Genomic DNA, 24875 nt, shown 5'->3' on the forward strand with positions numbered 1-24875 from the left:
GTCACATTTGGATCGACTTCGTGGCGGCTTCGGGGCGGGGGAGACAATTTTCTGTCTTTATGCGCCCTGCGTTGCCGAGGCGCCACAGCGATTTTGCCTAGCGCCAGTCGCCAAGCTGCGCCTGGATCAGCGCCAGGGCGGCGACCGCGGCGGTGTCGGCGCGCAAAATGCGCGGGCCCAGCGAGAGCCGCAGGACATTAGGCAAGCGCAAAATGGCCGCCCGCTCCGCCTCGTCAAAACCGCCCTCAGGCCCAATCAGCAAGGCGACGCCGCCCGGCGCCGCCCGGCCGGCGAGCGCCGCAACGGGATTAGCTTGCGGCGCGTCCTCATCGCAAAAGATCAGCAATCTTTGCGCCGGCCAAGCGTCGAGCGCTTTATCGAGCGTCTCCTCGGCCAATATTTCGGGCAGCCAGATGATCCCGCATTGCTCGGCCGCTTCTTGCGCATTGGCGCGAAGCCGATCGAGATTGATACGGCTGGCTTGCGTTCGACGCGTCATCACGGGCCTGAGCCGGCGCGCGCCCATTTCCACCGCCTTTTGCGCCATATAATCCAGGCGCGCATGTTTGAGCGGCGCGAAGAGATAGTCGAGATCGGGCGCAAATTCCTGCGCTCGCAAGCGTGCGCCGATGGCGAGCGCGGCGCTCTTACGGGTCGCGCCTTCGATGCTGGCGACAAATTCGCCCTCGCGGCCGTTGAAGACCAGAACGCGCGCGCCCTCGCGCAGGCGCAGCACGTTGAGAAGATAGTTCGCCTGTTCCGGCGTGAGGACGATTTTGCCGCCTTCATTCAAAGGCGCATCGACATATAAGCGCGGGCTTGAAAAATCTGTGCGCGCCATCAAGGCCTCCGCGAGGGGCTGGAATCGGGAGCCTCCCTATAGCATCCCGGCAGAATGCCGGGCGCCAGCGACGTCTGGAAAAACGCGCCGGTTCCGTCCTGTTGTTTCAGCGGATTGGGTTTGAGGACAATCGGGCGCTACGCCGTCAGCGTCTTTACGCCGACGCTACGCGGCCTGGGAGGTTGGCCGTGCCGCCAATGTCGGGTCGAGCACGATGCGATCGCGTCCGGATTCCTTGCCAAGATAGAGCGCCAAGTCCGCGCGCCTTGTCAGTTCCTCGACGGGTTCGCCCGGTGTGTATTGGGTGACGCCGATGGTGATTGTCACATGCAGATCCGGATCGATGGCCGTCCAGTCGTATCCGGCGAGCCGTTCGCGCAGGCGCTCCAGAGATGCTTCCGCGGCGTGAAGCGTCGTCGCCGTGAGTATGACCAGGAATTCCTCGCCGCCATAGCGGCCGATCCGGTCGGTCGCGCGGATCGCGCCAGAGGCGATCTCCGAAAAGATTTGCAACGCCCGATCGCCGGCCAGGTGCCCATAGGCGTCGTTGATCCGTTTGAAATGATCGATGTCGACCAACGCAACCGACAGCGCCAGGCTCGTGCGCCCGCATGACGCAATCTGCTCGTCGAGCCATTTCGTGATCGATCGCCGATTTGGCAGGCCGGTCAGTTCGTCCCTGTTCGCCAGGACTTCGATGCGGTTGATGGCGGCCTTCAGGGCTTTGTTCTTTTCGCCGAGGCGTCGCTGCAGCTTTCGGAAGAAAGTGGCGATCCAGACGCAGCGCGCCAGCAATCCGACGACGACGCCCCCGGTCAACGCCTGCCCTGCGAGCGACGAGGTCGGCATCGCCAGCCGTGGTCCGACGAAGAATATCACCGCCACAGCCCCGATGGAGGCGCCGGCCCAGCAAATGGCGAGACTTCTGGTGTTGGGCGCCATGAAGCTGAAGGCGCCGATGGCGAAGAGCGTCGCGAAAGGCTGAAAGCCGATCTGCGGAGCGACGAGCGCGACGCCGAGCGCGACCGATATGGCGTAAAGTTGCTGCGGCAGAAAGAGGGTGGGGTCCTTTTGCCTGTGGCTCCATCCGCTGCTGTGCGCCCAGTGCACGGCGCCGACAAGAAGCGCAAAGAGCGCGATGACGGTCAGCGGAACGCGCACGTCGACAAAGCCGACCGCAGAATAGCCAAACAGCATGAGGGAATCGTAGAGATAGGCGAAAGCGATCGTGATTTGAGTCCGCTTCAGACTGCGCAGCAACCTTGCGGCCTCGGCGCCATTGTCCGATTGCAGTTTGACCTGAGACATTCAGATTTCCCGCCCGACAACCTTGCCTCTTTTGAGAACTCAACAATAAGAAAATCAAAACTTTCATAATAAGATTGAAGTCTTGTTGAAGGGCGGGTCCAACTATCGATAAAATCTTATGATTTATTGGCCTGTCTTGGTCGCGCCGCCGCGGCGGGCCGTTGTGCGCCGAATCGATTTGCTCTGAGATTCTCGCGCAATTTCGCTTGCCTTGTCTCGTTTGTTCTGCAAATGTTCCTGTCATCGCCGTCGGGAATGGCGGGCTGGCTTTTGAGCGGGGGCGCTATGGTCGCGCGCGTATCGACGGTGGCTTTTGAGGGCGTCGAGGCGCGCCCGATCGACGTTCAGGTGCAGATCGCGAGCGGCAATGTCCTGTTCATGATCGTCGGCCTCGGCGACAAGGCGGTCGCCGAATCGCGCGAGCGGGTGCGCGCGGCGCTGATCGCCTCGGGTCTCGCCTTGCCCGCCAGGCGCATCACCGTCAATCTTGCGCCCGCCGATATGCCCAAGGAAGGCAGTCATTACGATCTGCCGATCGCGCTTGGGGTGATGGCGGCGATCGGCGCGATCCCGCCCGATGCGCTGCAGGGCTATACGGTGATCGGCGAATTGGCGCTCGACGGAGCGATCAGCGCGGTCGCTGGCGTTTTGCCGGCGGCGATCGCCGCCAATGCGCGAGGGCAGGGCCTTATCTGTCCGGCCGCCTGCGGCCCTGAGGCGGCGTGGGCCTCCGCCGATCTCGATATATTGGCGCCGCGCTCGCTCATCCAATTGGCCAATCATTTCAAGGGAACGCAAGTTTTGAGCCGGCCGGAGCCCGCCATGCGCGCCGCCGGCGGGCCTCTGCCTGACATGCGCGATATCAGGGGCCAGGAAAGCGCCAAGCGCGCCCTCGAAGTCGCGGCGGCGGGCGGCCACAATCTCTTGATGAGTGGTTCGCCGGGGGCCGGCAAGTCGATGCTGGCGCAACGATTGCCTTCGATTCTGCCTCGCCTGACCCCACGCGAATTGCTGGAAGTCTCGATGATCCATTCGGTCGCCGGCCATTTGGCGGGCGGCGCGCTGACGGACCGGCGCCCGTTTCGCGCGCCTCATCATTCCGCGTCGATGGCCGCGCTGGTCGGCGGCGGCATTCACGCCAAGCCCGGCGAGATTTCGCTTGCCCATCAAGGCGTGCTTTTTCTCGACGAATTGCCCGAATTCCAGCCGCAGGCGCTGGACAGCCTGCGCCAGCCGATCGAGAGCGGGGAAGTCGCGATCGCCAGGGCTAATCATCGCATCGTTTATCCCGCGCGCTTTCAGCTTGTCGCGGCGATGAACCCGTGCCGCTGCGGTCACGCCAGCGAGCCGGGCTATGCCTGCAGCAGGGCGCCCAATATTCGCTGCATGGCGCAATATCAGGGGCGTTTGTCGGGCCCGCTGCTCGACCGGTTCGATTTGACGATCGACGTGCCGCCCGTGACGGCCGCCGATCTTCTGCTGCCGGCGCCGAAAGAGGGGTCTGCCGAAGTGGCGGCGCGAGTCGCGGCGGCGCGTGAAATCCAGATTGAACGATATCGGGCGCTGGGTCTCGACGGAATCGGTTGCAACGCCGCGGCGCCCGCCGGAATCGTTGAGCAGGTCGCCGAGCCCGACGGCTCCGCGATGGCTTTGCTGCGCGACGCGGCCGAACGTATGCGAATTTCCGCGCGCGGCTATCATCGCGTGCTGAAGCTGGCGCGAACGCTCAGCGATCTCGATGGCGGCGGCCCTGTGCGCCGCCCGCATCTGGCCGAAGCTTTGTCTTATCGCGGCGCCCAGGACAGAGCGGCGGCGGCCGCGTGAGCTGGCGCCTGTAGCCGGCCCAATCGGGAGCCCCGATAGGCCAAGCCTGCCGCAACGTTAGTTGACCCTCGACTGCCCGGTCTCGCACTTCGCGCAAATCTGGCCTTTATCGCAACGGTTTCTCAATGGGGCTCTGCCAATCTCCTGGCGCGCGACAATGGGGTTTGCGGAAGGACGAACGCTGGTCATGGACGCAAATGGCATTTTGACGCTGCTCTCGGGCCACCTCTTGTTGATTGAGGCGGCGCCCTGTCTCGTACTGGCTTTGGGATTGGCGCTTGGCCTCGCCCGCTTGCACCGGCTCGCAGTGGCGCGGGCGACAGGCGCTGAAGCGGCGAACGAAACGCTGCGCGACGAGCTGTGGCGCCTGAAAGAGGGCGTTGCGGCGCGCGAACGGGCCGAGGCGGCCAGCGAGGCCAAATCCCGTTTTCTCGCGACGATGAGTCATGAGATCCGCACGCCGCTCAGCGGCATTCTGGGCATGGCCGATTTGTTGCGCGAGGCCCGTTTGGATGCGGAAAACGCCAGCTATGTCGAGGCCATTCGCAGCTCCGGCTCCGCGCTCGTCAGCCTGATCGATCAGATCCTGGATTTCTCGAAAATCGAAGCCGGCCGCCTCAATCTGGTTTGTGAATCCTTCGATCTGCACCGGCTGGTCGAGGGAATCGTCGAACTTATGGCGCCGCGCGCGCAGAGCAAAGGACTGGAAATCGCCGTCTCCATCGCCACCAATGTGCCGCTCCGTGTTATGGGCGACGGCCTGCGGCTGCGTCAGGTGCTGACCAATCTGGCGGGCAACGCCGTGAAGTTCACCAATAGCGGCGGCATCGGAGTCAGCGTCGAGCGGCTGGACGACCGGCGCTTATTGTTCAAGGTGGTCGATACGGGGCCCGGCGTCGCCCCCGACCGGCGCGCCACGATATTTGAAGATTTCGAGCAGGGCGACGGCTCGAATGCGCGCCATTACGAGGGTGCCGGACTTGGCCTCGCTATATCGAAGCGCATCGTTTCATTGATGGGGGGCGATCTTACATTGGCCGACAACGCCGGCGACGGCGCATGCTTTTCTTTCGCCATTTCACTGCCCGAGGATTTAGCGGCGCGGCCGACGGTCGCTAGCGACCCGGCATCTCCTAGACTTATCGGCCGGCGCGCGCTGATCATCGCGCATTCGCCATTTGAAGCCCCGGCCATGGCCGCGCGCCTGAGCGAGGCGGGCGCGGCGGTCAGCCGGGCCGAAGGGCTGGAGGAGGGGTTGCGGGCGCTCAGCTTGGGGCCGCAGCCCGACGTCGTCATCGTCGATTGCGCGCTGGGCGTAGAGGCGACCAACCGCCTGGCGCTCGCGGCGCGCGCGGCCGGAGCGCCCAGGAGCCTTGTCCTGTTTTCGCCGTTTGAGCGGCGCGCTTTCGGGCAGACCTCGCTCCAGGGGTTCGATGGCTGGCTCGTCAAACCGGTTCGCGCGCGCTCTCTTTTCGAGCGCCTCGCCGGCGAATTTCCAACGTCCCCGGCGCCAGTCGCGCCGCGCGCGCCGATTGCGGCGAACCGACGCCTGGCGCGCGCGCTTCTCGCAGAAGACAATGAAATCAACGCGACAATCGCTCAAAAGGCCCTGCGAAGGCTGGGCTTTGACGTCGTGCGCGCGCATGACGGTCGAGAAGCGGCGACGCTTGGCGAGGCGGCGGCGCGTGGCGAGTCGCCCAGATTCGAGATCATCTTGATGGACATCAAAATGCCGGGCCTCGACGGTTTTGAAGCCTCGCGCGGCATCCGCGGCGTCGAGCGGGAAACGGGCGCGCGGCCGATGCCGATCATCGCGCTGACCGCCAATGCGATGGAGGAAGACCGGCGCGCGTGCCTCAGCGCCGGCATTGACGACTTCCTGACCAAACCCGTCGATCTCGCGCGTCTTGCGGAGGCCATCGACGGCGCCCGGCGCAAGAACGCGCCGAATCAGGGGGTTAGGAATCACGCCCCCAACGAACAATCGGCCGGCAATCAATCCGCATTGTCATAATTGATTGGGATGGAGATGCTCTGACATTCGCTTGATCAGCGAATCGGAGGGCATTCGATGACATTGCGAGCGATTGAAGGTTCGGGCGTCGTCGCCAGACGAGCGTTTGCCCGCGTTGGGCGCCGCGTTCGCGATCTGCGAGGCCTCGGGCCCAGTCTTGGCGCGATCGGCTCGCTGGAGCTTCGTCTGGCGACGACGAAGAAGGAAATCCGCAAGGCGCAGAAACTGCGCTATCGCGTTTTCTTTGAGGAGGGCGGGGCGACGCCCGATCAGACCGCGCGTCTGATTCGCCGCGACATATGCGCTTTCGATCGGGTTTGCGATCATCTGATCGTGCTTGATCATGCGACGGCGTTGCGTCGCAGCGCCCCCAAGGTCGTCGGCGCCTACCGGCTTTTGCGTCAGGATGTCGCGGAAGCGAATTTTGGCTTCTATAGCGCCGGCGAATTCGACATCGCGCCGCTCATCGCGCGCCATCGCGGCAAGCGCTTTCTCGAGCTTGGCCGGTCCTGCGTCGCCAAGGGCTATCGCGGCAAGCCGACGCTGGAGCTCTTGTGGCGCGGCATTTGGGCCTATGTCCAGCACCACCGCATCGACGCGATGTTCGGCTGCGCGAGCTTGGAGGGCGCCCGGCCCGCCGATCACGCTCTGGCGTTGAGCTACCTCAACCGCAACGCGTCGGCGGATGCGGAATGGAGCGCCGAGGCCGCCAATGGCCGCGGCGTCGATATGGCGTTCTTGCCAGCCGGCGCGATCGATGCGCGCGCGGCCATTCACGCGCTGCCGCCGCTGATCAAAGGCTATTGGCGCGTTGGCGCGAAATTTGGCGCGCAAGCGGTCGTCGATCCGAAATTCGGCACGACCGACGTGTTCGTCATCATGCCGATTGCAGAAATCGAGGAACGCTACATCCGCTATTTTGCGCCGCGAAATGAGGCTGCCCCCCTTGCGGCGTGACGCTCCGGTAGCGCCTCAGCGGGAACAGACGCGTGCGCCACGGCCCGGTCTTCGAACCGCATTTGAGAAAACGTAATTCCCCTTTGCGCGAAAATGCGATATTCAGCCCTCGTCGTCCATTGCGGCGCCATCGCGCACCCGTAGCTCAGCTGGATAGAGCGCTGCCCTCCGAAGGCAGAGGCCAGGGGTTCGAATCCCTTCGGGTGCGCCAAAATTTTAATTGAAATCAAGGGTTTGAAATTGGTTGTCGCCGCGATGAGCGTCCACATCTTGTCATGATGTCGACGCGTCGGTTTGGTTACGGCTTGCTCCGTCCTTTGTCCTTGGCGGAAGCGCTTTTCGTCCGGTCGGGGACAACTACGACGAAAGCCCTGGCTGGATCGCCGTCCATTGCGACGCCGTGATGTTCGATATTGGCCTGGAAGTGGATGCAATCCCCTGGGCCGAGGATGATTTCGGCTCCTCCATATTCGAACTTCATCCGGCCTTCGAGCATCACGATGATCTCTTCGCCGGAATGTTTAAATTGCGGCGGCTCCTGCTCGTGACCAAGAACCGGCAGCGTCAAGAAAAACGCCTCGGCGCGTGGATTGAGCATGCGTCGCGAAGCCAATTCATAGGTGTAGCCGAGTTCGGTTCCATTCCGGTTGATTGGCGCGCGTTCGTCAGCCCGGACAATTGACAGCGATGTTCGCTCGCCCTGCGTTATGAAAATGTCGGAGACCCCGATCCCATAGACATCCGCGAGTCGACTGACGACTGCTATCGAGGGGACAGCGCTGCCGAGCTCGACCTTGGACAAATAGCCCTTTGTGACGTCAGCCCTTTTCGCCGCAAGGGAAAGCGTGAGGCCGGCTGTTTCGCGGAGCCGTCTGAGGGTTGCTCCCAGCTCAATCATCGCCGCGCCATCGGCAAAACATCGTTACGCGCCCGAAATACGCTCACGGTGAGCCTCCTTCCCCATCCCCGAAATCCCGGCCGAAACCTGCGACGACGGCCCTGTGAGGCGACGTTTCGCGCTCTTGGCATGGCGTCCTGAGGCCAACAGCCAACCCCGACGGCATTTCCGGCACATTCGCATAGTTGCTGTTGACAAGAAAGTATTCTTGTAGGAAACATTCATGAAACATATCGATCGGATCAACCGTTCGTCGGCCTCAGGGAGAGATCATTCATGATTATCCGCCATTCGTTTGCGATCCCCGTCATCACCGACGGTGCCCGCTCCGAGATTGGGGAAAATCGTCGTCCGCCCGCTCTTTGTCTCGGCTGGATCGGAGCCGGTCTCGCCCCTCTCAAATCGATCTGAGCGGTAGGCTTGTGCGAGCAGACTTTCGATCAGCGGATCCAGTGAGCTTGATCAACGCAGCGGCTACTCAAGGACCTACGGTATGGTCCCTGTTCGCCGACGCGACACTGGTCCATCGCGACGCGTATGCCGTCGAGGACAAGCGCGTCCGCCTGACCTATCGCGCGTTCCGCGAGCGGGTCGAAAGGCTTGCAGGCGCGCTCCTCGCGCGGGGCGCTCGGCACGGCGACCGCGTCGCAATCCTTTCGGAGAACCGTTGCGAATATCTGGAAGTTCAATTGGCTTGCGCGAAGCTTGGCCTTATCGCCGCTTGCCCGAACTGGCGTCAGACCGGCGAGGAATTGGCGCGCTGCATCGCTCTCGTCTCGCCCATCCTGATCTTTGCGTCGCCGCGGTTCGAAGCCACGCTCGAAGATGTCGACCAAAGCACTCTAGACAGACTCGTCTTTGAGGACAGTTATGAAAAGGCTCTTGCGGACGCCCCCGGCCTCTCCGACAGCCCCGTCGGTCTGGTGGCGCCGGAAGACGGATTGCTCATCCTCTATACGAGTGGGACGACCGGCTCCGCCAAGGGAGCGCTCATCAGTCATCGGGCCATGATCGCTCGCGCAATGACGATGATGGCCGACTGGTCCATCGACGCCAGCAGGGGTTTCATCGCCTGGGCGCCCTTGTTCCACATGGCGTCAGCCGACCCTTCGCTTTCGACCCTGTGCCAGGGAGCCAAGGTCACCATCATCGACGGCTTCGACGCCGAGGCGATCGCGGCGACCCTGGCGCGGGAGTCGGTCGGCTGGTTCGTCTTGATGCCGGGGATGATCGAGCGGATGTCCGAGGCGCTGCGGCGCCTGGGGACTGCGGCCAAAGGCGTCGCCGCCGCCGGCTGCATGGCGAACCTGATTCCCGGCCATCAGATTGCAGAGATCACGCGTCTGGTCGGGGCGCCTTTTCTTAATAGTTTCGGCTCGACCGAAACTGGAATTGCACCGGCCAGCCGGTCGAAGATTCCGATCGGCGTCGTCTTGCCGCCGCAGCCCAAGCTGCAAAGCTCCTTCTGCCAGATCCGGCTGGTGAACGATGAGGATGAAGAGGTGGCGGTCGGCGAAGTTGGCGAGATGAGCCTGCGCTCTCCAACTTTGTTCAGCGGCTACTGGAATGCTCCGGAGGTTAATGCGCGCGAATTTCGCGGCGGTTGGTTCCACATGGGCGACGATTTCGTCCGCAACCCAGACGGCACGCTCGATTTCGTCGATCGACGCAAATACCTCATAAAATCGGGCGGAGAGAACATCTATCCGGCGGAGATCGAGCGGATATTGCTTGCCTCGGACCGCGTCTCGGAAGCCGTTGTCGTCCGCAAGCGCGATGAGAAATGGGGCGAGATTCCGGTCCTGCTGATTGTGGCGCGCGATCCGACGCTCCGCGGCGCCGACGTCATGGACCTCCTGAACGGGCGGATCGCCCGCTTCAAGCTGCCCAAAGACGTCCTCTTTATCGCCGACGAGGAATTGTCGAGGAACGCCACCGGCAAAATCCGGCGCGATCTTCTTGAGCGACGAGTCGCCGACCGAGACTTCGGGGGGACAAAGCCGTGAGTCTGTTCGCCGCCTCTGGGAAGCCGGCCTGGCGCTATGTCCAGCAGGAGAACATTGTGATCGCCATCACGGCGATCGTCTTTCTCGGCTTCTCCGTGACGTTGAATAATTTCCTCACGACCTCGAATGTATTGTCGCTGATCCAGAACGTTGCGATTCTGGGCATCCTCGGTCTCGCTATGGCCCAGGCGATCATCGGCCGCGGCATCGATTTGTCGATCGTCGCCAATATGGCTGTTTCGGTTGCTGCGACCCTTCAATTGGCCAATGGCGGAATGCCGATCGCGCTCGCGATCGCCCTGGGGCTGGCGCTCGCTCTTGTCATCGGCCTGATCAACGGCATGCTGATCGCCTATGTCGAGATACCGGCAATCTTCGCAACGCTCGCTATGGGGACGGCGGCCTATGGCTTCGTTCGCGCTGCGTTGCTCAACGACAACCTCATTTACTTGAAGGCTGGCGGGGACGGCTGGTTCAAATGGATTGGGAGCGGCCAGATCGTCGGCATCCCGAGCTCCGTCGTGCTTTTCGGGATCGTCGCGGCGCTGATGCATGTCTTCCTGCACCATTCGCTGCCCGGCCGTTTCATCTACGCCATGGGCGACAATCCGTTGGCGGCGCGCACGACCGGCGTGCCGGTCCGTCCGACGATCGTCCTGCAATATGTACTGTCCGCTGGCGTGGCGTTCCTCGCCGGCATTGTCATGGCGACCTCGGTCGACAGCATGGAGACGCGCATTGCGCGCTCGAACCTCGTTTACGACGTCATCCTGGTCGTAGTCATCGGCGGCATCGGACTTAGCGGCGGCAAGGGCAAGATTCGCAGCGTGCTTGTGGGCACGCTGCTGATCGGGACGCTTCTAAACGGCATGACCATCATGGATGTCCAATACACGCTGCAAAGCATCATCAAGAGCCTCATTCTGCTCGTCGCGATCATCGTGGATTCCCTCGTCAATCCGCGCGACGAACAGACATCTCAGCAAGGCGACATCTAGATCGCATTCAATACCCGCCTGGAAAAGGTCATCGCGGGAAAGAAGGAGGAAACGACAGTGCAAACGGCATGCAATCAACGGGAGGACTTCACGATGAAATCGACATTGAAAAAGCTTGGATTCGCCTTGTTGCTCGCAGCGGCGACAGCAAGCTTCGCGTCGTTCGCGACGGCTGATGAGCCCGACGACGGCCTCGTCAAAGGCGCCAACGCCGCCTTGAAAGGCAAGAAGGTCGCCTTTGTTCCGATCGCGATGGGGTTCGATCTGACCGAAGCCTGGGCGGCGGGGCTGAAGCAGGATGCGGCGCTCTATGGTTACGAGCTCACGATCCGCGATCCAAACTGGAGCGTTGACGCTGGCGCCCAGGCGATCACGCAGCTCATTGCCGAGAAACCCGACGTCCTCGTGATTCATCCGCCTGAAATCCAGGCCTATACGCGGCTCGTGCAGCGCGCCAATGCGGCGGGCATTCCAGTCGTGACCATGAACCTCAAATCAGGAGCCAACGGAGACGCCTTTATCGGCGCCGATTGGTACGACATCGCCGTGAAGCAGACGAACGCCGTCGTCAAACTCTGCGGAAAGGACAGCGGAAAATCGGGCAAGATCGCGGTCATGCAGGGCGTGCTCACCAACCCCACATCCCAATATGGCATCCAGGCCATCCAGGACGTGCTCAAAAACCATCCCGATGTGCAGATCGTCTCTAATCAGGCGGCGGACTGGGATGCGAGCAAAGCGCACGCGATCGCAACGACCGTGCTGAAGGCGAACCCCGACCTCTGCGCCTTCATCGGCATGTGGGACAATATGGACGTCGGCGTCGCCGCGGCCATCAAGGAAGCGGGCAAGACCGGCCAAGTCTACGTCGTGAGTTCAGGCGGCGGAAACCAAGCTTCGGCCTGCGACAACATCGCCAGCGGCGCTTTCACCACTTACATCAGCTATGACGCCAAGGGGCAGGCGCGCGACCTGATGATGACGGTCAGGAGCCTCCTCGAGGTCAAACCTGAAAGCGCCGGCGTTCATACCGAAGCGCTCTATACGCCGCTCAAAACGATAACCAAGGACACGCTCTACACCGGCGCGTGCTGGAGCCTCCCGGACGTTCAGAAATACGGGCCTTGAGCTTGTCCACGCCGTCGGCGATCCGACCCCGGACCGCCGACGGCGCCGCGCGGCGTTCGTGGGTTTCCCCAATCATGTTGTCCGAGTTCCTGACCCGCTGGCGATATCGCCTCGTTCCCGATCACGTCCTGGGCGAAATCCTGTCCAAGACGTGGATCGACAACGCGATACCGTTCGCGATCCTTCTGCTCACCCTCGCTGTTTTCGGGACATTGATTCCCGGGCTCGTAACGTTGACAGGCTTCGCCGCTCTCTATGCCGAGCTCGGGGAGCTCATCTTCGTTGTGCTTGGCATGTCGCTCGTGATGCTCGCGGGCGGCATCGATCTCAGTGTTGGTTCGGTCTTCGCGCTCGCCAATTTCCTCACGCTCTTGCTGTTCAACATGCTAGGATGGCCGATCCCCGTTGTCATCGCGCTCGCGCTGCTATGCGGCGGACTTGTCGGGCTCGTGAACGGCTTCCTCGTCGGCTATCTCCGGCTCAGGGCTTTTCTGACGACCCTTGTGACCTTGATCATCGTTCGCTCGATCGTCGACATGCTGATTCTCGCCTATGCGGTGAAGGTCGCGAACCCCGTCGCCACGTCGCCAATCTGGGATTTCATCTCGTTTGATACGTTTCATGGGTTACCCGTCGCGCTCATTGTCGCGCTGGTCGTCGCGGCGGCAGCTCACCTTTTTCTTACCCGTCTGCGGCCGGGATGGCGCATCCTGGCTGTCGGCGGCTCGCGGCGCTCGGCTTACAATGCGGGTCTGCCGGTTCGCCGCACGATCGCGACGACCTACGTCATGAGCGGCGTTCTCGCGGCGGCGGGGGGCGTCTTTTATGCGGCGCGGCTCAACGCCGCCGGTTCGGACACCGGCGTCGGTCTTGAGGTGCTCGCGCTCACCGCGGCGGTGTTGGGCGGCAACAGCCTGGGCGGCGGGCGCGGCTCGGTCGCAAAGGCGCTGCTAGGCGCGATCACCGTGCTCATCGTTTCGAGCAGCCTCATCCGCTTGAGCCTCCCAACCGGCGCTACGTCTTTCGCCCTCGGCGTGGTCCTGCTCGCCGCTGTGGCGATCGATGTGCGATGGGTCAAGAATCGATCGAAGCTTCTCTCGCGCGTCTATGTTTCGCCCACCTATCTCAAGCTTCCTCCTGCGCCCTCGACCGAGGCGGGCTCGGCCTCTCTCTATGCGGTGAACGACCGGTTGCATGAGGTCGAGCTTATCGGCCTTGGAGAACTGGACGGGCCGGAGGACACGATCCTCGATGCTGCGGACCATCTCTATACCGGCAGCCGGCATGGCGACGTCGTGCGCTTCATTGCGCCGGACTATCGCAGACAGGAAATATTCGCCCATATCGGCGGCCATCCGCTCGGCATGGCCTTCGACAGCGAGGGAAACCTCATTGTCTGCGTCGCTGGCATGGGGCTTTACAAGATCGCGCCTGACCGGGTCGTCAGCAAGTTGTCCGACCAAACCAACCGCAGCCTGCTGTCGGTGATCGACGATTCCAGGATGCGTCTTGCCGACGATCTCGATATCGCGCCGGACGGGCGGATTTTCTTCAGCGAAGCGACGATCCGCTTCGATATGTCCGAATGGATGGTCGATGCGCTGGAGGCGCGCGGCAACGGGCGGATCATCTGCTACGATCCGCGCGACCGGTCGTCCCGCACGGTGATTTCCAAACTCCTGTTCGCCAATGGAATCTGCATGGCGAATGATGGCGAATCCTTCTTCTTCGCCGAGACCTGGGGATGCCGGATCTCCCGTTACTGGTTCACCGGCGGCAAGGCCGGCCGCCGCGAGATTGTCATCGAAAATCTCCCAGGCTATCCCGACAACATCAATCGCGCGTCCGACGGCAATTACTGGCTGGCGCTGGTCGGCATGCGCACTCCGGCCTTCGATCTTGGACTCGCCATGCCGAATTTTCGACGGCGGATGGCGCAACGGATCGCATCCGACGAATGGCTCTTCCCGAACATGAATACCGGCTGCGTCGTGAAGTTCAACGAAGCCGGCGTGATTGTCGATTGCCTCTGGGACGGGCGCGGAATCAACCACCCCATGATCACGTCGATGCGCGAACATAAGGGTTATCTCTATCTCGGCGGCGTCTCCAACAACAGGATCGGACGCTACAGGATTCCCGGCGCCGACCCCGACTGGACTGGCGTCGGGTCCTATTGGGGGGCCCGGACATGAGTTCGCTTCTGTCCCGTCTCGCCGATCGGTGGCGCGGCAGCGGGGCTTACTCGCTCACAACCCCGCCGATGGATGGCGCGTTGCGGCCGAATCAGCTCATCGAGAGCGCCGATCTGGCCACTGCCGCCGGGGCGCCGGACAACCTTGTTGTTCAAGGCGATCGCGTGTTGTTCACGAGCGGTCGGGCCATTCTCGCATTGGGCGATGCGTGCGGCTCGCCCGTTCCGGCCGGCGAAGCGCCCGCCGAGATTGCCTGTATGGCGGCCGCCGTCGATGGAAGTCTGGCGCTCGGCCTTGTCGATGGCCGGATCCTTTTGCGCGGCGGCGTCCATGATGGCCTTGAGCTGCGAACATGCGGAGACCGGCCGGTTCTCTGTCCGACCGCGCTGCTCTTCGAGGACACGGATACATTGCTCGTGTGCCTTGGCAGCCAGGACAATCGGCCAGATGCTTGGAAGGCCGACCTCATGGAGCGGCGCGCCACAGGCTCCATCTGGCGCGTTCATCTGGGACGGCGCGAGGCCAGTTGCCTCGCCGATGCGCTCGCCTTTCCTTATGGCGTCATGCGCGTCGGCAACGGCGACCTGGTGGTCAGCGAAAGCTGGCGCAGCCAGCTCGTCGCCATTGCGCCGAATGGAGGCTCGAGACCGGCGCTCCTGGATCTGCCGGGCTATCCCGCGCGCATCGTCGTGCGCCCGGATGGCGCGGGCGCCTGGATCGCCATCTTCGCTCCGCGCAGCCAATTGATCGAGTTCGTGCTCAGAGAGCGCCGCTATTGCGAGCGGATGATGCGCGAAATGCCGCCAGATCTTTGGGTGGCGCCGTCTCTGCACGCCCCCGAATCCTTCCTGGAGCCGCTCCAGGGGGGCGCCCTCAAACAACTCGGCATTCTCAAGCCGTGGGCGCCGACGCGCTCCTATGGCCTCGTGGTCCAACTCGACGCAAACCTCCGGCCGGTATCGAGTTTCCACAGTCGCGCGGACGGTCGGCGGCATGGCGTCACGAGCTGCGTCGAAGTCGGCGGTCGCCTCATAGCCACAAGCAAGGGCGGTGACGCGATCGTCGCAATAGCGCTCCCTCCGTCAGGAGCCCAGACATGACGCCAGCTCCCCTCGTTGAGATGCGGTCGGTGACCAAACGCTATGCGGGCGTCGCGGCGGTCGAGGATGTCGACTTCTCGGTGCGCGCGGGCGAAGTCCATGCTCTGCTCGGTGAAAACGGCGCCGGCAAGTCGACGCTGACCAAAGTGCTCGCCGGCGTCACGGCGCCAACCAGCGGCGAAGTGCTTGTGGACGGGACGGCGGTTTCCTTTGCAACCCCCGCCGACGCGTTGGCGCGCGGCATCAACATGGTCTTTCAGGAGAACAGTCTTGTACCCTCGATGACCGTCGCGCAAAATCTCTTCCTCGGCGACGAGAAATTTTTCAACCGCCTGCGCAACCTCTACATCGCCGCGCAGCAATTCCTGCAATCGCTCAACTTCAACGTCGACCCCTGGGCGACTGTCGCTTCGCTGGGCGTCGCCAAGAAGCAGATGGTCGAGATCGCCCGCGCAGTCCGCCACAACGCTCGCCTGATTGTTTTCGACGAACCGACGGCCTCGCTCACGCCGGAAGAGAAGCGCCACTTCTTTGCGCTGGTCCGCCGCCTGACGGCCAAAGGCGTCGCGATCGTCTTCATTTCGCATGCGCTCGAGGAGGCGCTGGAGATATCGGAACGGATCACCGTCCTGCGCGACGGTCGTCTGATAGCAACCGGGCCGACGCGAGAGTTCGACCGGAATCGAATCGTGAGCGCCATGGTCGGGCGTTCGCTTGTCAACGAGGGGCTGGACCCCCGGACCCGGCGAAGTGCGCGCGCGCCAGGGCGAAAGCTCCTGAGCGTGCAGAATCTTTCGATGGGCGATGCGGTCCGGAATACCTCGTTCAGCGTTTATGCCGGACAGATTACGGGGCTGTTTGGCCTCATCGGCTCCGGGAGGACGGAAACCGCCAAGATCGTCGCCGGCATCGCCAAGCGCAACATCTTCTACGGCGGTGAAATTCGCCTGGAAGACAGGGCGGTGCGTTATCGAATCCCGCGACAAGCGGTGCGCGACGGCATCGTCTATGTGACGGAGGATCGGAAGGTCGAAGGATTCTTCGAGACGATGTCGATCGCTGAGAACATTGCGATCGGCGTCCTTTCGGCGCGAAAGAGACCGCCTTTGATTGTCTCGATGGCCGACATGGCGGCGCTGGCGCAAGAATGGACGGCCAAGCTCTCCATCAAGGCGATCAGCGCGGAAGCGCGGGTCATTGAACTCTCAGGCGGCAACCAGCAAAAAGTCGTTATCGCCAAATCGCTGGCGCAGACGCCGGCGGTCGTCATCTTCGATGAGCCGACCCGGGGCGTTGACGTCGGCGCGATCGCCGAGATTCATCAGATGATCAACGGCCTCGCCGATCAAGGGCTCGGCGTCGTTGTGATCTCCTCCTACCTTCCAGAAATATTGTCGCTCTCCGATCGCATTCTTGTGTCGCAGAAGGGACGCATCGTCGAGGAGTTCACACCAGGAAACGTAACCGAGGAAGAAATCATGTTCGCAGCGGTACATTGAATTGATGGACGTTCGGCAGTTTGGACGGGATGGTTTCTTGAGACGCACGCCGGCGATTTCGACACAGACAGCGATAAGCGAGGGAACATAATGCGAAGAGCGACGGCCGCCGTGGTGGGAATAGGGGAAGTGCCATCGGGGCGTTTCCCCGACCGATCTGAACTCGAAGCGGCGGTTTTGGCCTGCAAGGGCGCAATTCTGGATGCGGGCCTTGGTCCGCGCGACATTGACGTCGTCATGCCGACCGGCGCTCTGGCGTCGCGGCATTTCAACGTCGATCTGATATTCTCAAGGTTGTGCGAAGAGCTCGGCATGCTGCGCAGCGCCGCCATGAACGTGCAGGTCATGGCCGGAGGAGCTAGCAGCTCCAGCATGCTTGCCCTGGCGGAGGCCCTGGTCTCGACGGGAGCGGCGCGCACCGTTCTGTGTGTGCATTCGGACGCCGTCGGCTCGCTCCCCCGGCAGATGGGGATCGACCTTTTCGCAACCACGGGCGTCTCGGAAGAATGGGAAGCGCCCTATGGGCACAACATGAACGCCGTTGGAGCATTGATCTCGCAACGCTACATGCACGAGACCGGCTCGACCGCGGCGGAACTTTCCTCTGTCTGCGTAGCCTTGCGCAAATGGGCGCAGCTCAATCCGAACGCGATGTTTCGCTCGCCGCTTTCGCTTGAGGACGTGATGACTTCGAAAATCGTTGCGACTCCGTTACGGGCAAAACATTGTAACGTGCTCGCGGACGGGGCGAGCGCCTTTGTCGTCGCCCGCGCCAGCGAAGCCGCAGCGATAACGCCGACGCCGGTGTATGTGCGCGCCCACGCCTCAAAGGTTACGCATTATTCAGTGTCGCAAGACCGTGATCTCGCCAGGCTCGGCTTCTTCGAGGCCGCAGTCGAAGCCTATGAGCAATCGGGACTGGAGCCCAAGGATATTCATATTGCGGAACTCTACGACGCCTATCCGGTCTTTCCGCTGATCGCCTTGGACGCGCTCCGCGTATGCCGCGGTGAACGGGCGGGATCTTTCGTCGCCGCGGGGGAGACTTCGCCTGGCGGCTCCATGCCGATGACCACCAATGGCGGCATGCTCTCTCAGGGCCATACCGGCGCAGGCGGCGGCGTCGCCGTGCTGGTCGAGGCGTTCCGTCAGTTGATGGGAAAGGCGGGAGAGCGACAGGTTCCTGGCGCCGTAAACGCGGCGGAGACCGCGTCCGGCGGAACCTGGATGGACTCTCACGTGACAATCTTGTCGAAGGAAGCCTGACGATGGCGAATACAGCATCCCATCCCAATCCCACCGCCTGGAGCGCGCCATTCTGGGAGGCGGCCGCTCAGCGCCGCCTCGTGATCCAGCACTGCCGGTCCTGCGACGCCTCCATCATGTATCCCAAGCGGGTCTGTCCCCATTGTCTTGGCGAGGATCTTGGCTGGCGCGCTTCGAAAGGCGAGGGCGAGATCTATTCGGTGACGGTGCAGAAGGCTGCGCCGCCGACAGGCTTTGAGGATCGGCTGCCCTATGTGATCGCCATTGTCCGTTTGGATGAAGACGTTCAGCTCATGACCAATCTGATCGGAAGCGATGCGGAACATGCCGAATGCGGCGATCGGGTGACTGTCGACTTTGAAACGCGATCAGACATCGGCGTTACTTTGCCGGTCTTCCGGCTGGTCAATCCCAAATGACGGCGGACAGCCGCCGGACTCGGCGGCGCTCAGTTTTTTGCTGAGAGACACGGAAGGAAACATTCTTTGCCAAACAATTTCTCACTGGCGGTCGTCACCGGCGGCGCGTCGGGAATCGGGGGGGCAGTCGCGGCGCTCTTGAGGGATGGCGGCTGGTCGGTGCATGTGATCGATCGGCGGCCGAGTGAACTCGCGGATGTGCATAGTCATATTTGCGACGTCACGGACGAAAGCGGGCTGGTCGGCGTCGCCTCTGAAATTGGCCCGATCGGCGCCCTCGTGCTCGCCGCAGGCATTAATCTTCGTCCGCAGGATGGACCGGCGGAGAAGCTTTCCCTTGATGCCTGGCACAAGACGCTCGCCGTCAATCTGACCGGGTGTATGCTCAGCGTGCGCGCCTTTCGTCCGAAGTTGCGCCAGGATGGGTCTATTGTGACGTTGGGCAGCGTCGCCGCCATGCGGGCCATGCCTTGGGCGGACGCCTATACGGCGACCAAGGGCGCTATCGTGGCGTTGACGCGCTCCTGGGCGGTTGACTACAGCCGCGACGGCATTCGGGTGAACTGCGTTTGCCCCGGCCCTACCGACACCGCGATGATGGCCGGCATGATCGAGCAACATCATTCGAATAGCCAGCTTCAGCTCCCGCAGCAGCGTATGGCCACGTCGCTGGAAGTGGCCGAAGTGATCGCTTTCCTCGTCTCTCCGAAGGCGTCCTACCTATCTGGCGCCATCATTCCGGTGGATGGAGCCGCGACCGCACACAGCGCTGGAATGCCATTCCCTCGGCGCAGATAGGACTTATCGAGAGACTGGCGTTTGTTTGGCTCAATCCAACCGTCGATTGAATAACGATCGCCAATCTCGTTCATGCGGACGCCGATCCGTCAAAGTAGTCAGGGAGCTTTCTGACGAGCCGCGGCAGAGACGAGAGGAGCTCCGACAAATGTTCCCGCATGGCGGTCTGGGCGGAATCGGGATCGCGCGCGTTCAAAGCCCGGATGATGGCTTTGTGCTGTTGGATCAACAATTTTCCAGGCGTTGCATCGGGGAGGCTGAGATAGCGCACACGATCCATCTGCAATTTGACGTTTTGCAAAGTTCGCCAGACGTCTCCGTGTCCGATCGAGGCGGCGAAGGTGAAATGAAGCTCGTCGTCGAGCGAGAGGAAGGCGGCATGATCTTCCTGCTTTACTGCACGCTCCTGCGCGCTGACGATCTGTTCCATAGTCTTGATCGCCGAAGGTTTGCTCCTCAGCGCGGCTTCCCGGATCACGGCGAGTTCCGCGGCTTCGCGAAGAAAGCGGCCGCTATCGACGCTTTGGAGATCGATGCGCGTAACCTCCGTTCCGCGCTGCGGAAGCGCGCGCACGAGCCCGGCTTCGCCCAGCCGGATCAAGGCGTCTCTTACGGGCTGACGGCTAACGCCGAGCGAAGCGGAGAGCTCGTTCTCCGACAGCCGCTCTCCCGGGCGAAGCACGTTCGTCAAGATACGTTGTACGAGTATTCGCTTAATTTGAGGTCCAAGCGCCTCATTGGGGTCCAGCGCTTTCTCTGCAATTCCAGGCGTCACGACCGAATCCCCCATTCATACCTCTTGAGAGTATAGCGCGGCCTTCAAGTCAAACTCCATGCGATAGGAACCGCGACAGTGGCGATTGACAATCGTTATGGATACTAGTATCCAATAATTGCTCGAACGACAAAAATGGGAAGTGGGGAGGCGGCGCCGATGAGGGGATTCATGCTAGCAATAAGCGGAAATTTTCGATCGACAATCGGTGCGGCGGTCCGGAGCAGAATCGGCTTGCCTTTCGTAAGTCTGGCGGCGCTCGCTCTGCTGTTCTTCGTCAGCAGCGCCATCGCGGCGGATGCGAATTCGACGAAAGTGGCGATTGTAGCAGGCGGCCCGCATCCGTATTTCGCGTCGTGGCCCCAAGCGGGGAAAGACGCGGCGCGCGACTTTCATCTTGGCGCTGCGGATTACAAGGTTCCGCAAAGCTGGTCGCTGAGCCAGCAGAACGATCTGATCGAGAGTCTAGCCTCTCAGGGTTATAACGCATTCCTGGTCTTTCCCGGCGACCCAGCAGGCAGCCGGAACGTCGTCGGTGAATTGGTCGATCAGGGAATGCCTGTGATCGCTTTAGCGGGTTGTTTGCAAGATCCTAGCAAGGCCGCCTTTTGCTTCGCGACCGATACCGAGCACTCGGCTTATCTGGGAGCCAAGGAACTGATCAAGGCAATGGGCGGGAAAGGCCGCATCGCGCATTTCACGGGTTTTCTCACTGACCCGGGTACGGCGTTACGAATCAATGGCGTTAAGCAGGCGGTCGCCGAAACCAACGGGTCGGTGGAGCTTGTTCAAACGATTGCCGACATCGACGCCCCGGAACCGGCCCAGGACAAGATCAACGCATTCCTTGCGACGCAGGGCAAGCAAGTTGAAGGAATCATCGCGACCGCCTGGATACCGGCGACCGTCGCCGCCACCGCTTTGCGGAAAATCGGCGACAAGCGAATTCATATGATCGGCCTCAATGACGATCCCATCATTTTGGAGGGGATCAAAGACGGCTACGTAACGGGAACGATGCTTCAGAATCCTTACGGACAGGCGTATATTGGATCTTACGCGCTTGGAAAATTGATGTCCGGCTGCAAGGTCAAGACGGACGCGCCCTGGCTAAAGACTCCCCAGACGACGCATTTTGTCGATAGCGGCACGGCATATGTGGGGGCGAGCGACCTTGCCAACTATCAAGACAAGATGCAGGGCGTGACAAAGGATATTCTCGCGAGCTTCCAGCAGAAATATCTCGATTGCCCTTGATGCTGGAAGGTCTCCCGCCGGCGCAGGGCTCTGACGCAACAGAAACGCAGTATGAGAATGCGGGGCGCCTCGGCGGAAAGCTGGGACGTTTCCTGCTCTCGTCCGAGTTTGGGTTGCTGCTTCTGGTTGTGCTCGCTTTCGCCGGCTTCTGGTTATCGACTCGCGGCTTCAGTTCGCCGTTCAACCAGTTCGGCTTGAGCCGATCGGCGGCCGTCAACATCCTCATCAGCCTTTCCATGATGTCGGTGATCGTCTCGGGTGGACTAGATCTGTCCATCGGCGCGATCGGGGTTTGCGCCAGCATCTTGGCGGGCTGGCTGATGGAGGCCTGTCGATGGCCGGCGCCGGCGAGCGTCGCCGTGGGGTTGGCGCTGGGTGGTCTGCTCGGCTTTGCAAATGGTCAGATAATCGTGCGCACGGGCATGCATAGCTTCGTGGTCACGCTTGCGACGATGAGCGTCTTCTTTGGAGGTATGATCATATTGACGACGGCGAAGCCGTTCGACAGCCTTCCCGATGATTTCAGCCTTCCTGCGCAACAACATTTATTCGGCGCTGTTTCACCGCTGCTTGTCTACAGCGTTCTGATAGCCTGCATGATGGCTTATCTTTATCGTCTGACCGCGATAGGCCGTGACATGCTGGCTGTCGGCGCCAACGCTCGAGCGGCCCTACTGTCCGGGATCTCCGCATCGCGGGCGGTCACGTTGTGCCACGCGATGGCCGGAATCCTTGCCGCCGTTGCGGGCGTAATGCTGTCAATGCGTAATGGCGCTGCGATCCCCTCAATGGCGGGAAATCTTGGTCAGGATTGGCTTTTGCCCGCTTTTCTTGGGCCGGTTCTGGGCGGCGCGTCGCTGAGTGGCGGCCGCGTGTCGGTGCTGGGCGCCGTCCTCGGCGCAGTGCTGATCTCCGTGATCAACAATGGGCTTCTGCTGCTCCATGTCGGGGCGTTCTGGCTGCAGTTTTTCCTCGGCATGCTTCTGCTTGGCGCCGTAATGATCGATAAGGCGCGAATGCGCGTCTTCGCCAGCGGCGATCGTCGATGACGGCGACGCTACGGCTCTCCTCTGATTGGTTGGGGCTCGCGATCCTCACTCTGGGGGGCGCGATTTTTTTAAGCGTTCTGCGGCCGGACTTCTTGTCTTCGTACAATATTTTTGTCCTGCTTGATGCGATTGCCTTGTCGACGATGATCGCGCTTGGGCAGTTGGCGGTAATCGCGCTCGGCCAGACGAATCTTTCCCTAGGCTCCATCGGCGGTTTGGTCGGCGTCGCATTTGCGGGCGCTATGCAGGCAGGCGGCGTCGCTCCCTGGCTTGCGGTTTTGCTGGGACTCGCGCTTGGTCTCGCATGCGGCCTCATCAATGGTTTGCTAACGGCTCGGGCAGGCATTTCGGCATTCGTTATCACGTTAGCGACTCTGGCTGCTTATAAGGGGGTCAACCTTGGCCTCACACAGGCCCAGCCGCTGTACGATATACCGGCTGTTGTAAAAGCGGTCGGCACGGCCTCAATTTCTGGCCCTGTTCCCGTGCTCCTGATTCCGGCGGCGATTGCCGTGGTCTTCGTGTGGTGCTTGTTCGATCGTATTCCGCTGGGTCGGCAGATCCTCGCGGTAGGGGCAAATCAGCATGCGGCAAGGCTCGCAGGAATTTCGGTCTCACGCGCCGTCATCGCGACGCACGCTTTATCTGGTCTGCTTGCCGGCGCGGCGGGCATGATGGCGGTCGCGCGCCTTCAAGTCGGTCAACCGACGATTGGCGATGACTGGCTGATTCCCTCCTTCACGGCTCCAGTTATCGGCGGGGCGATACTCAGCGGCGGGTATGTCAGCGTAGCTGGCGCGGTTTGGGGGGTTGCGCTCGTCGTCCTGATCACTCAGGCGCTCGTGCTGTTCCAGGTCGATCCCTATTACGTGCAGTTCCTTCTGGGTTTGCTGATCCTCGCGGCCGTGGGCGTCAATCGTTTCAGGTCCAAACGACAGACCAAGGCGGTGTGAAATGTCGCCCGCTCTCGATCTGTCCGAGATCACGAAATCATTCCCTGGCGTGAAGGCGCTGCGCGGCGTCTCTTTGCGCCTTGATCCTGGAAGCATTCACGCGCTGCTTGGCGAGAACGGCGCCGGCAAGTCGACGCTCATTAAAATCATCACGGGGGCACAATCTCCGGAAGGCGGCGAGATATGTGTGTCTGGCAAGCCTGTTTGTTTCGCAAATCCTCTCCAAGCGATCGAAGCAGGAATCGGCGTCGTCCATCAAGAACGAAACCTCATCCCACGTTTCTCTGTCGGCGAGAACATCCTGCTCGATCGAATCGCCAGCGCCTCATTGCGCCCGATAAATTACAGCGCTGTTCATGATGAGGCGACGCATTGGTTGCGTTTGCTGGAACTCGACATCGATCCCCGCCGTCTCGTCTCGGAATTGAACGTAGCGACGGCGCAGATGATCGAGATCGCGCGCGCTCTGTCCCAGCAGTCGCGCATATTGCTGATGGACGAGCCCACCGCGTCGCTGACGCTTAGCGAAACGCAGGCCTTGTTTCGCATGCTGCGTCGCCTTCGCGATCAGGGCGTCGCAATCTTGTTCGTCAGTCATAAACTTGAAGAAATCCTGGAGCTTTGTGACGCGGTCACCGTTCTGCGCGATGGCGGCAATGCGTGCCTCAGCCGCCCCCTCGCAGGAATGAGCCGAAGCGATATCGTCTCTCTCATGATCGGCCGTGCCGAGCCTATCCCTGACCTTGGTCGGAACCAGCGGACCGATCTGCCAGTGACGTTGTCGCTTGCTAGCGTCGCAACATTGGGCGGCCATCGCGATATCGATCTCGATCTGCGTTCGGGAGAGATCGTCGGGCTCTACGGTCTGGTGGGAGCCGGACGAAGCGAGTTGGCGCGCGCCATTATCGGCCTCGACCGGATCACACATGGTGAAATCCGGATCGACGGGGCGCCTGTCTCGATAGGAAGTCCGCGCGAAGCCCTTCACCGATTCGGTATCGGCTATGTCAGTGAGGATCGCAAGCAGGAAGGCGTGATACTCAGCCATGGCGTTCTGGCCAATGTCGGATCGACTGTCTGGTCACGATTGAGAGGTTGGTTTGGCTTTCTCCGCGACGCCACGGTCATTCGTCTCGTCGCTCCGGTGCTAAGCGCCCTGGAAGTCAAAGCCTCGTCACTGGATCAACTTGTAGAAAACCTGTCTGGCGGTAATCAACAGAAAGTGAGCCTCGCGAAATGGCTCGCTGCTGGGACTAGGGTTCTTATCGTCGATGAGCCGACCGTTGGGATCGACGTCAAGACAAAGGCTTATTTTCATCAGCTTCTTCACAAGCTTGCCCGTGAAGGACGCGCTGTGCTGGTCATATCGAGCGATATGCCCGAGCTGATCACTTTATCCGATCGCATCGCAGTGATGGACCACTATCGCTTGGTTGGTAAATTTGAGAACAGCGGCGACTATGGAGAGATGTCGCATGCAATTATGGCTTACATTCACGCAGCCCCGCCGACAGCATCCCTCAAGTCCCAGAACTCGGCTGCGAACGCTGCGGCGACTTAGCCAGCGTTCAACACCTAGCGAAGCCCCTG

At 61.6% G+C, this 24875-nt stretch carries 20 protein-coding genes and 1 tRNA gene; 17 read left to right on the forward strand and 4 right to left on the reverse strand.

Going from position 1 to position 24875, the window contains the following annotated elements; genetic code table 11:
* Positions 1 to 97: 97 nt before the first annotated feature.
* Positions 98 to 841 (reverse strand): 16S rRNA (uracil(1498)-N(3))-methyltransferase, encoded by a 744-nt coding sequence (locus tag GSQ90_RS10405; RefSeq protein WP_158814760.1) that lies wholly within the window; start codon positions 839 to 841, stop codon positions 98 to 100.
* Between the two features lie 165 nt (positions 842 to 1006).
* Entirely contained in the window at positions 1007 to 2149 is a 1143-nt protein-coding gene (locus GSQ90_RS10410; protein ID WP_158814761.1) for a GGDEF domain-containing protein, read from the reverse strand.
* 285 nt (positions 2150 to 2434) lie between these two features.
* Here GSQ90_RS10410 and GSQ90_RS10415 point away from each other — a divergent pair, with 285 nt between their 5' ends.
* The 4 genes from GSQ90_RS10415 to GSQ90_RS10430 all read left to right on the forward strand — a co-directional run bounded on the left by GSQ90_RS10415 (position 2435) and on the right by GSQ90_RS10430 (position 7155).
* Entirely contained in the window at positions 2435 to 3973 is a 1539-nt protein-coding gene (locus GSQ90_RS10415) for a YifB family Mg chelatase-like AAA ATPase (protein ID WP_158814935.1), read from the forward strand.
* Between the two features lie 187 nt (positions 3974 to 4160).
* Positions 4161 to 5987: an ATP-binding protein gene (locus GSQ90_RS10420; RefSeq protein WP_158814762.1), complete on the forward strand. Its 1827-nt coding sequence runs from the start codon at positions 4161 to 4163 to the stop codon at positions 5985 to 5987.
* Between the two features lie 57 nt (positions 5988 to 6044).
* Complete coding sequence (locus tag GSQ90_RS10425) at positions 6045 to 6944, forward strand: GNAT family N-acetyltransferase (RefSeq protein ID WP_158814763.1); 900 nt, start codon at positions 6045 to 6047, stop codon at positions 6942 to 6944.
* 134 nt (positions 6945 to 7078) lie between these two features.
* Positions 7079 to 7155: transfer RNA gene (locus GSQ90_RS10430), tRNA-Arg, on the forward strand.
* Between the two features lie 87 nt (positions 7156 to 7242).
* Here GSQ90_RS10430 and GSQ90_RS10435 read toward each other — a convergent pair.
* Complete coding sequence (locus tag GSQ90_RS10435) at positions 7243 to 7842, reverse strand: helix-turn-helix domain-containing protein (RefSeq protein ID WP_158814764.1); 600 nt, start codon at positions 7840 to 7842, stop codon at positions 7243 to 7245.
* A 452-nt stretch (positions 7843 to 8294) separates the two neighbouring features.
* Here GSQ90_RS10435 and GSQ90_RS10440 point away from each other — a divergent pair, with 452 nt between their 5' ends.
* The 9 genes from GSQ90_RS10440 (at position 8295) to GSQ90_RS10480 (ending at position 19251) form a co-directional block, all read left to right on the forward strand.
* Complete coding sequence (locus GSQ90_RS10440; protein ID WP_210254876.1) at positions 8295 to 9848, forward strand: class I adenylate-forming enzyme family protein; 1554 nt, start codon at positions 8295 to 8297, stop codon at positions 9846 to 9848.
* Entirely contained in the window at positions 9845 to 10846 is a 1002-nt protein-coding gene (locus GSQ90_RS10445; protein WP_246731513.1) for an ABC transporter permease, read from the forward strand. The genes GSQ90_RS10440 and GSQ90_RS10445 overlap by 4 nt, the downstream gene beginning before the upstream one ends.
* A 93-nt stretch (positions 10847 to 10939) precedes the next feature.
* Positions 10940 to 11974 (forward strand): sugar ABC transporter substrate-binding protein, encoded by a 1035-nt coding sequence (locus tag GSQ90_RS10450; RefSeq protein ID WP_158814766.1) that lies wholly within the window; start codon positions 10940 to 10942, stop codon positions 11972 to 11974.
* Between the two features lie 74 nt (positions 11975 to 12048).
* The gene (locus GSQ90_RS10455; RefSeq protein WP_158814767.1) at positions 12049 to 14169 is read left to right on the forward strand and encodes an SMP-30/gluconolactonase/LRE family protein; all 2121 of its coding nucleotides are present in this window, start codon (positions 12049 to 12051) and stop codon (positions 14167 to 14169) included.
* Entirely contained in the window at positions 14166 to 15269 is a 1104-nt protein-coding gene (locus GSQ90_RS10460; RefSeq protein WP_158814768.1) for a strictosidine synthase, read from the forward strand. The genes GSQ90_RS10455 and GSQ90_RS10460 overlap by 4 nt, the downstream gene beginning before the upstream one ends.
* Entirely contained in the window at positions 15266 to 16768 is a 1503-nt protein-coding gene (locus tag GSQ90_RS10465; RefSeq protein ID WP_158814769.1) for a sugar ABC transporter ATP-binding protein, read from the forward strand. The genes GSQ90_RS10460 and GSQ90_RS10465 overlap by 4 nt, the downstream gene beginning before the upstream one ends.
* 90 nt (positions 16769 to 16858) lie before the next feature.
* Positions 16859 to 18034, forward strand: a complete 1176-nt coding sequence (locus GSQ90_RS10470) for a thiolase family protein (protein WP_158814770.1) — start codon at positions 16859 to 16861, stop codon at positions 18032 to 18034.
* Positions 18035 to 18036: 2 nt separating this feature from the next.
* Positions 18037 to 18453 (forward strand): Zn-ribbon domain-containing OB-fold protein, encoded by a 417-nt coding sequence (locus tag GSQ90_RS10475; protein WP_158814771.1) that lies wholly within the window; start codon positions 18037 to 18039, stop codon positions 18451 to 18453.
* A gap of 66 nt (positions 18454 to 18519) precedes the next feature.
* Positions 18520 to 19251: an SDR family NAD(P)-dependent oxidoreductase gene (locus GSQ90_RS10480; protein ID WP_158814772.1), complete on the forward strand. Its 732-nt coding sequence runs from the start codon at positions 18520 to 18522 to the stop codon at positions 19249 to 19251.
* A gap of 70 nt (positions 19252 to 19321) precedes the next feature.
* Here the strand turns inward: GSQ90_RS10480 and GSQ90_RS10485 are convergent, their stop codons facing one another.
* Positions 19322 to 20041, reverse strand: a complete 720-nt coding sequence (locus GSQ90_RS10485; protein WP_158814773.1) for a GntR family transcriptional regulator — start codon at positions 20039 to 20041, stop codon at positions 19322 to 19324.
* A gap of 300 nt (positions 20042 to 20341) precedes the next feature.
* Here GSQ90_RS10485 and GSQ90_RS10490 point away from each other — a divergent pair, with 300 nt between their 5' ends.
* Genes GSQ90_RS10490 through GSQ90_RS10505 form a run of 4 tightly spaced genes read left to right on the forward strand, consistent with a single transcriptional unit; the run spans position 20342 to position 24846 of the window.
* Positions 20342 to 21283 (forward strand): substrate-binding domain-containing protein, encoded by a 942-nt coding sequence (locus GSQ90_RS10490; protein ID WP_246731514.1) that lies wholly within the window; start codon positions 20342 to 20344, stop codon positions 21281 to 21283.
* Positions 21283 to 22332: an ABC transporter permease gene (locus GSQ90_RS10495; RefSeq protein WP_158814775.1), complete on the forward strand. Its 1050-nt coding sequence runs from the start codon at positions 21283 to 21285 to the stop codon at positions 22330 to 22332. Before GSQ90_RS10490 ends, GSQ90_RS10495 begins: the two co-directional genes overlap by 1 nt.
* Positions 22329 to 23285, forward strand: coding sequence for an ABC transporter permease (locus GSQ90_RS10500; protein WP_158814776.1), 957 nt, complete (start codon positions 22329 to 22331; stop codon positions 23283 to 23285). The genes GSQ90_RS10495 and GSQ90_RS10500 overlap by 4 nt, the downstream gene beginning before the upstream one ends.
* Positions 23286 to 23334: 49 nt before the next feature.
* Positions 23335 to 24846: a sugar ABC transporter ATP-binding protein gene (locus GSQ90_RS10505; protein ID WP_246731515.1), complete on the forward strand. Its 1512-nt coding sequence runs from the start codon at positions 23335 to 23337 to the stop codon at positions 24844 to 24846.
* Positions 24847 to 24875: the final 29 nt, after the last annotated feature.

The organism is Methylocapsa sp. S129 (genome assembly GCF_009765995.1).
Lineage (GTDB): Bacteria > Pseudomonadota > Alphaproteobacteria > Rhizobiales > Beijerinckiaceae > Roseiarcus.

What these genes read in the sequence shown, in the direction of transcription:
- GSQ90_RS10405 (WP_158814760.1), bottom strand. Translation starts at nt 841, where the DNA reads ATGGCGCGCACAGATTTTTCAAGCCCGCGCTTATATGTCGATGCGCCT.
- GSQ90_RS10410 (WP_158814761.1), bottom strand. Translation starts at nt 2,149, where the DNA reads ATGTCTCAGGTCAAACTGCAATCGGACAATGGCGCCGAGGCCGCAAGG.
- GSQ90_RS10415 (WP_158814935.1), top strand. Translation starts at nt 2,435, where the DNA reads ATGGTCGCGCGCGTATCGACGGTGGCTTTTGAGGGCGTCGAGGCGCGC.
- GSQ90_RS10420 (WP_158814762.1), top strand. Translation starts at nt 4,161, where the DNA reads ATGGACGCAAATGGCATTTTGACGCTGCTCTCGGGCCACCTCTTGTTG.
- GSQ90_RS10425 (WP_158814763.1), top strand. Translation starts at nt 6,045, where the DNA reads ATGACATTGCGAGCGATTGAAGGTTCGGGCGTCGTCGCCAGACGAGCG.
- GSQ90_RS10435 (WP_158814764.1), bottom strand. Translation starts at nt 7,842, where the DNA reads ATGATTGAGCTGGGAGCAACCCTCAGACGGCTCCGCGAAACAGCCGGC.
- GSQ90_RS10450 (WP_158814766.1), top strand. Translation starts at nt 10,940, where the DNA reads ATGAAATCGACATTGAAAAAGCTTGGATTCGCCTTGTTGCTCGCAGCG.
- GSQ90_RS10455 (WP_158814767.1), top strand. Translation starts at nt 12,049, where the DNA reads ATGTTGTCCGAGTTCCTGACCCGCTGGCGATATCGCCTCGTTCCCGAT.
- GSQ90_RS10460 (WP_158814768.1), top strand. Translation starts at nt 14,166, where the DNA reads ATGAGTTCGCTTCTGTCCCGTCTCGCCGATCGGTGGCGCGGCAGCGGG.
- GSQ90_RS10465 (WP_158814769.1), top strand. Translation starts at nt 15,266, where the DNA reads ATGACGCCAGCTCCCCTCGTTGAGATGCGGTCGGTGACCAAACGCTAT.
- GSQ90_RS10470 (WP_158814770.1), top strand. Translation starts at nt 16,859, where the DNA reads ATGCGAAGAGCGACGGCCGCCGTGGTGGGAATAGGGGAAGTGCCATCG.
- GSQ90_RS10475 (WP_158814771.1), top strand. Translation starts at nt 18,037, where the DNA reads ATGGCGAATACAGCATCCCATCCCAATCCCACCGCCTGGAGCGCGCCA.
- GSQ90_RS10485 (WP_158814773.1), bottom strand. Translation starts at nt 20,041, where the DNA reads ATGGGGGATTCGGTCGTGACGCCTGGAATTGCAGAGAAAGCGCTGGAC.
- GSQ90_RS10495 (WP_158814775.1), top strand. Translation starts at nt 21,283, where the DNA reads ATGCTGGAAGGTCTCCCGCCGGCGCAGGGCTCTGACGCAACAGAAACG.
- GSQ90_RS10500 (WP_158814776.1), top strand. Translation starts at nt 22,329, where the DNA reads ATGACGGCGACGCTACGGCTCTCCTCTGATTGGTTGGGGCTCGCGATC.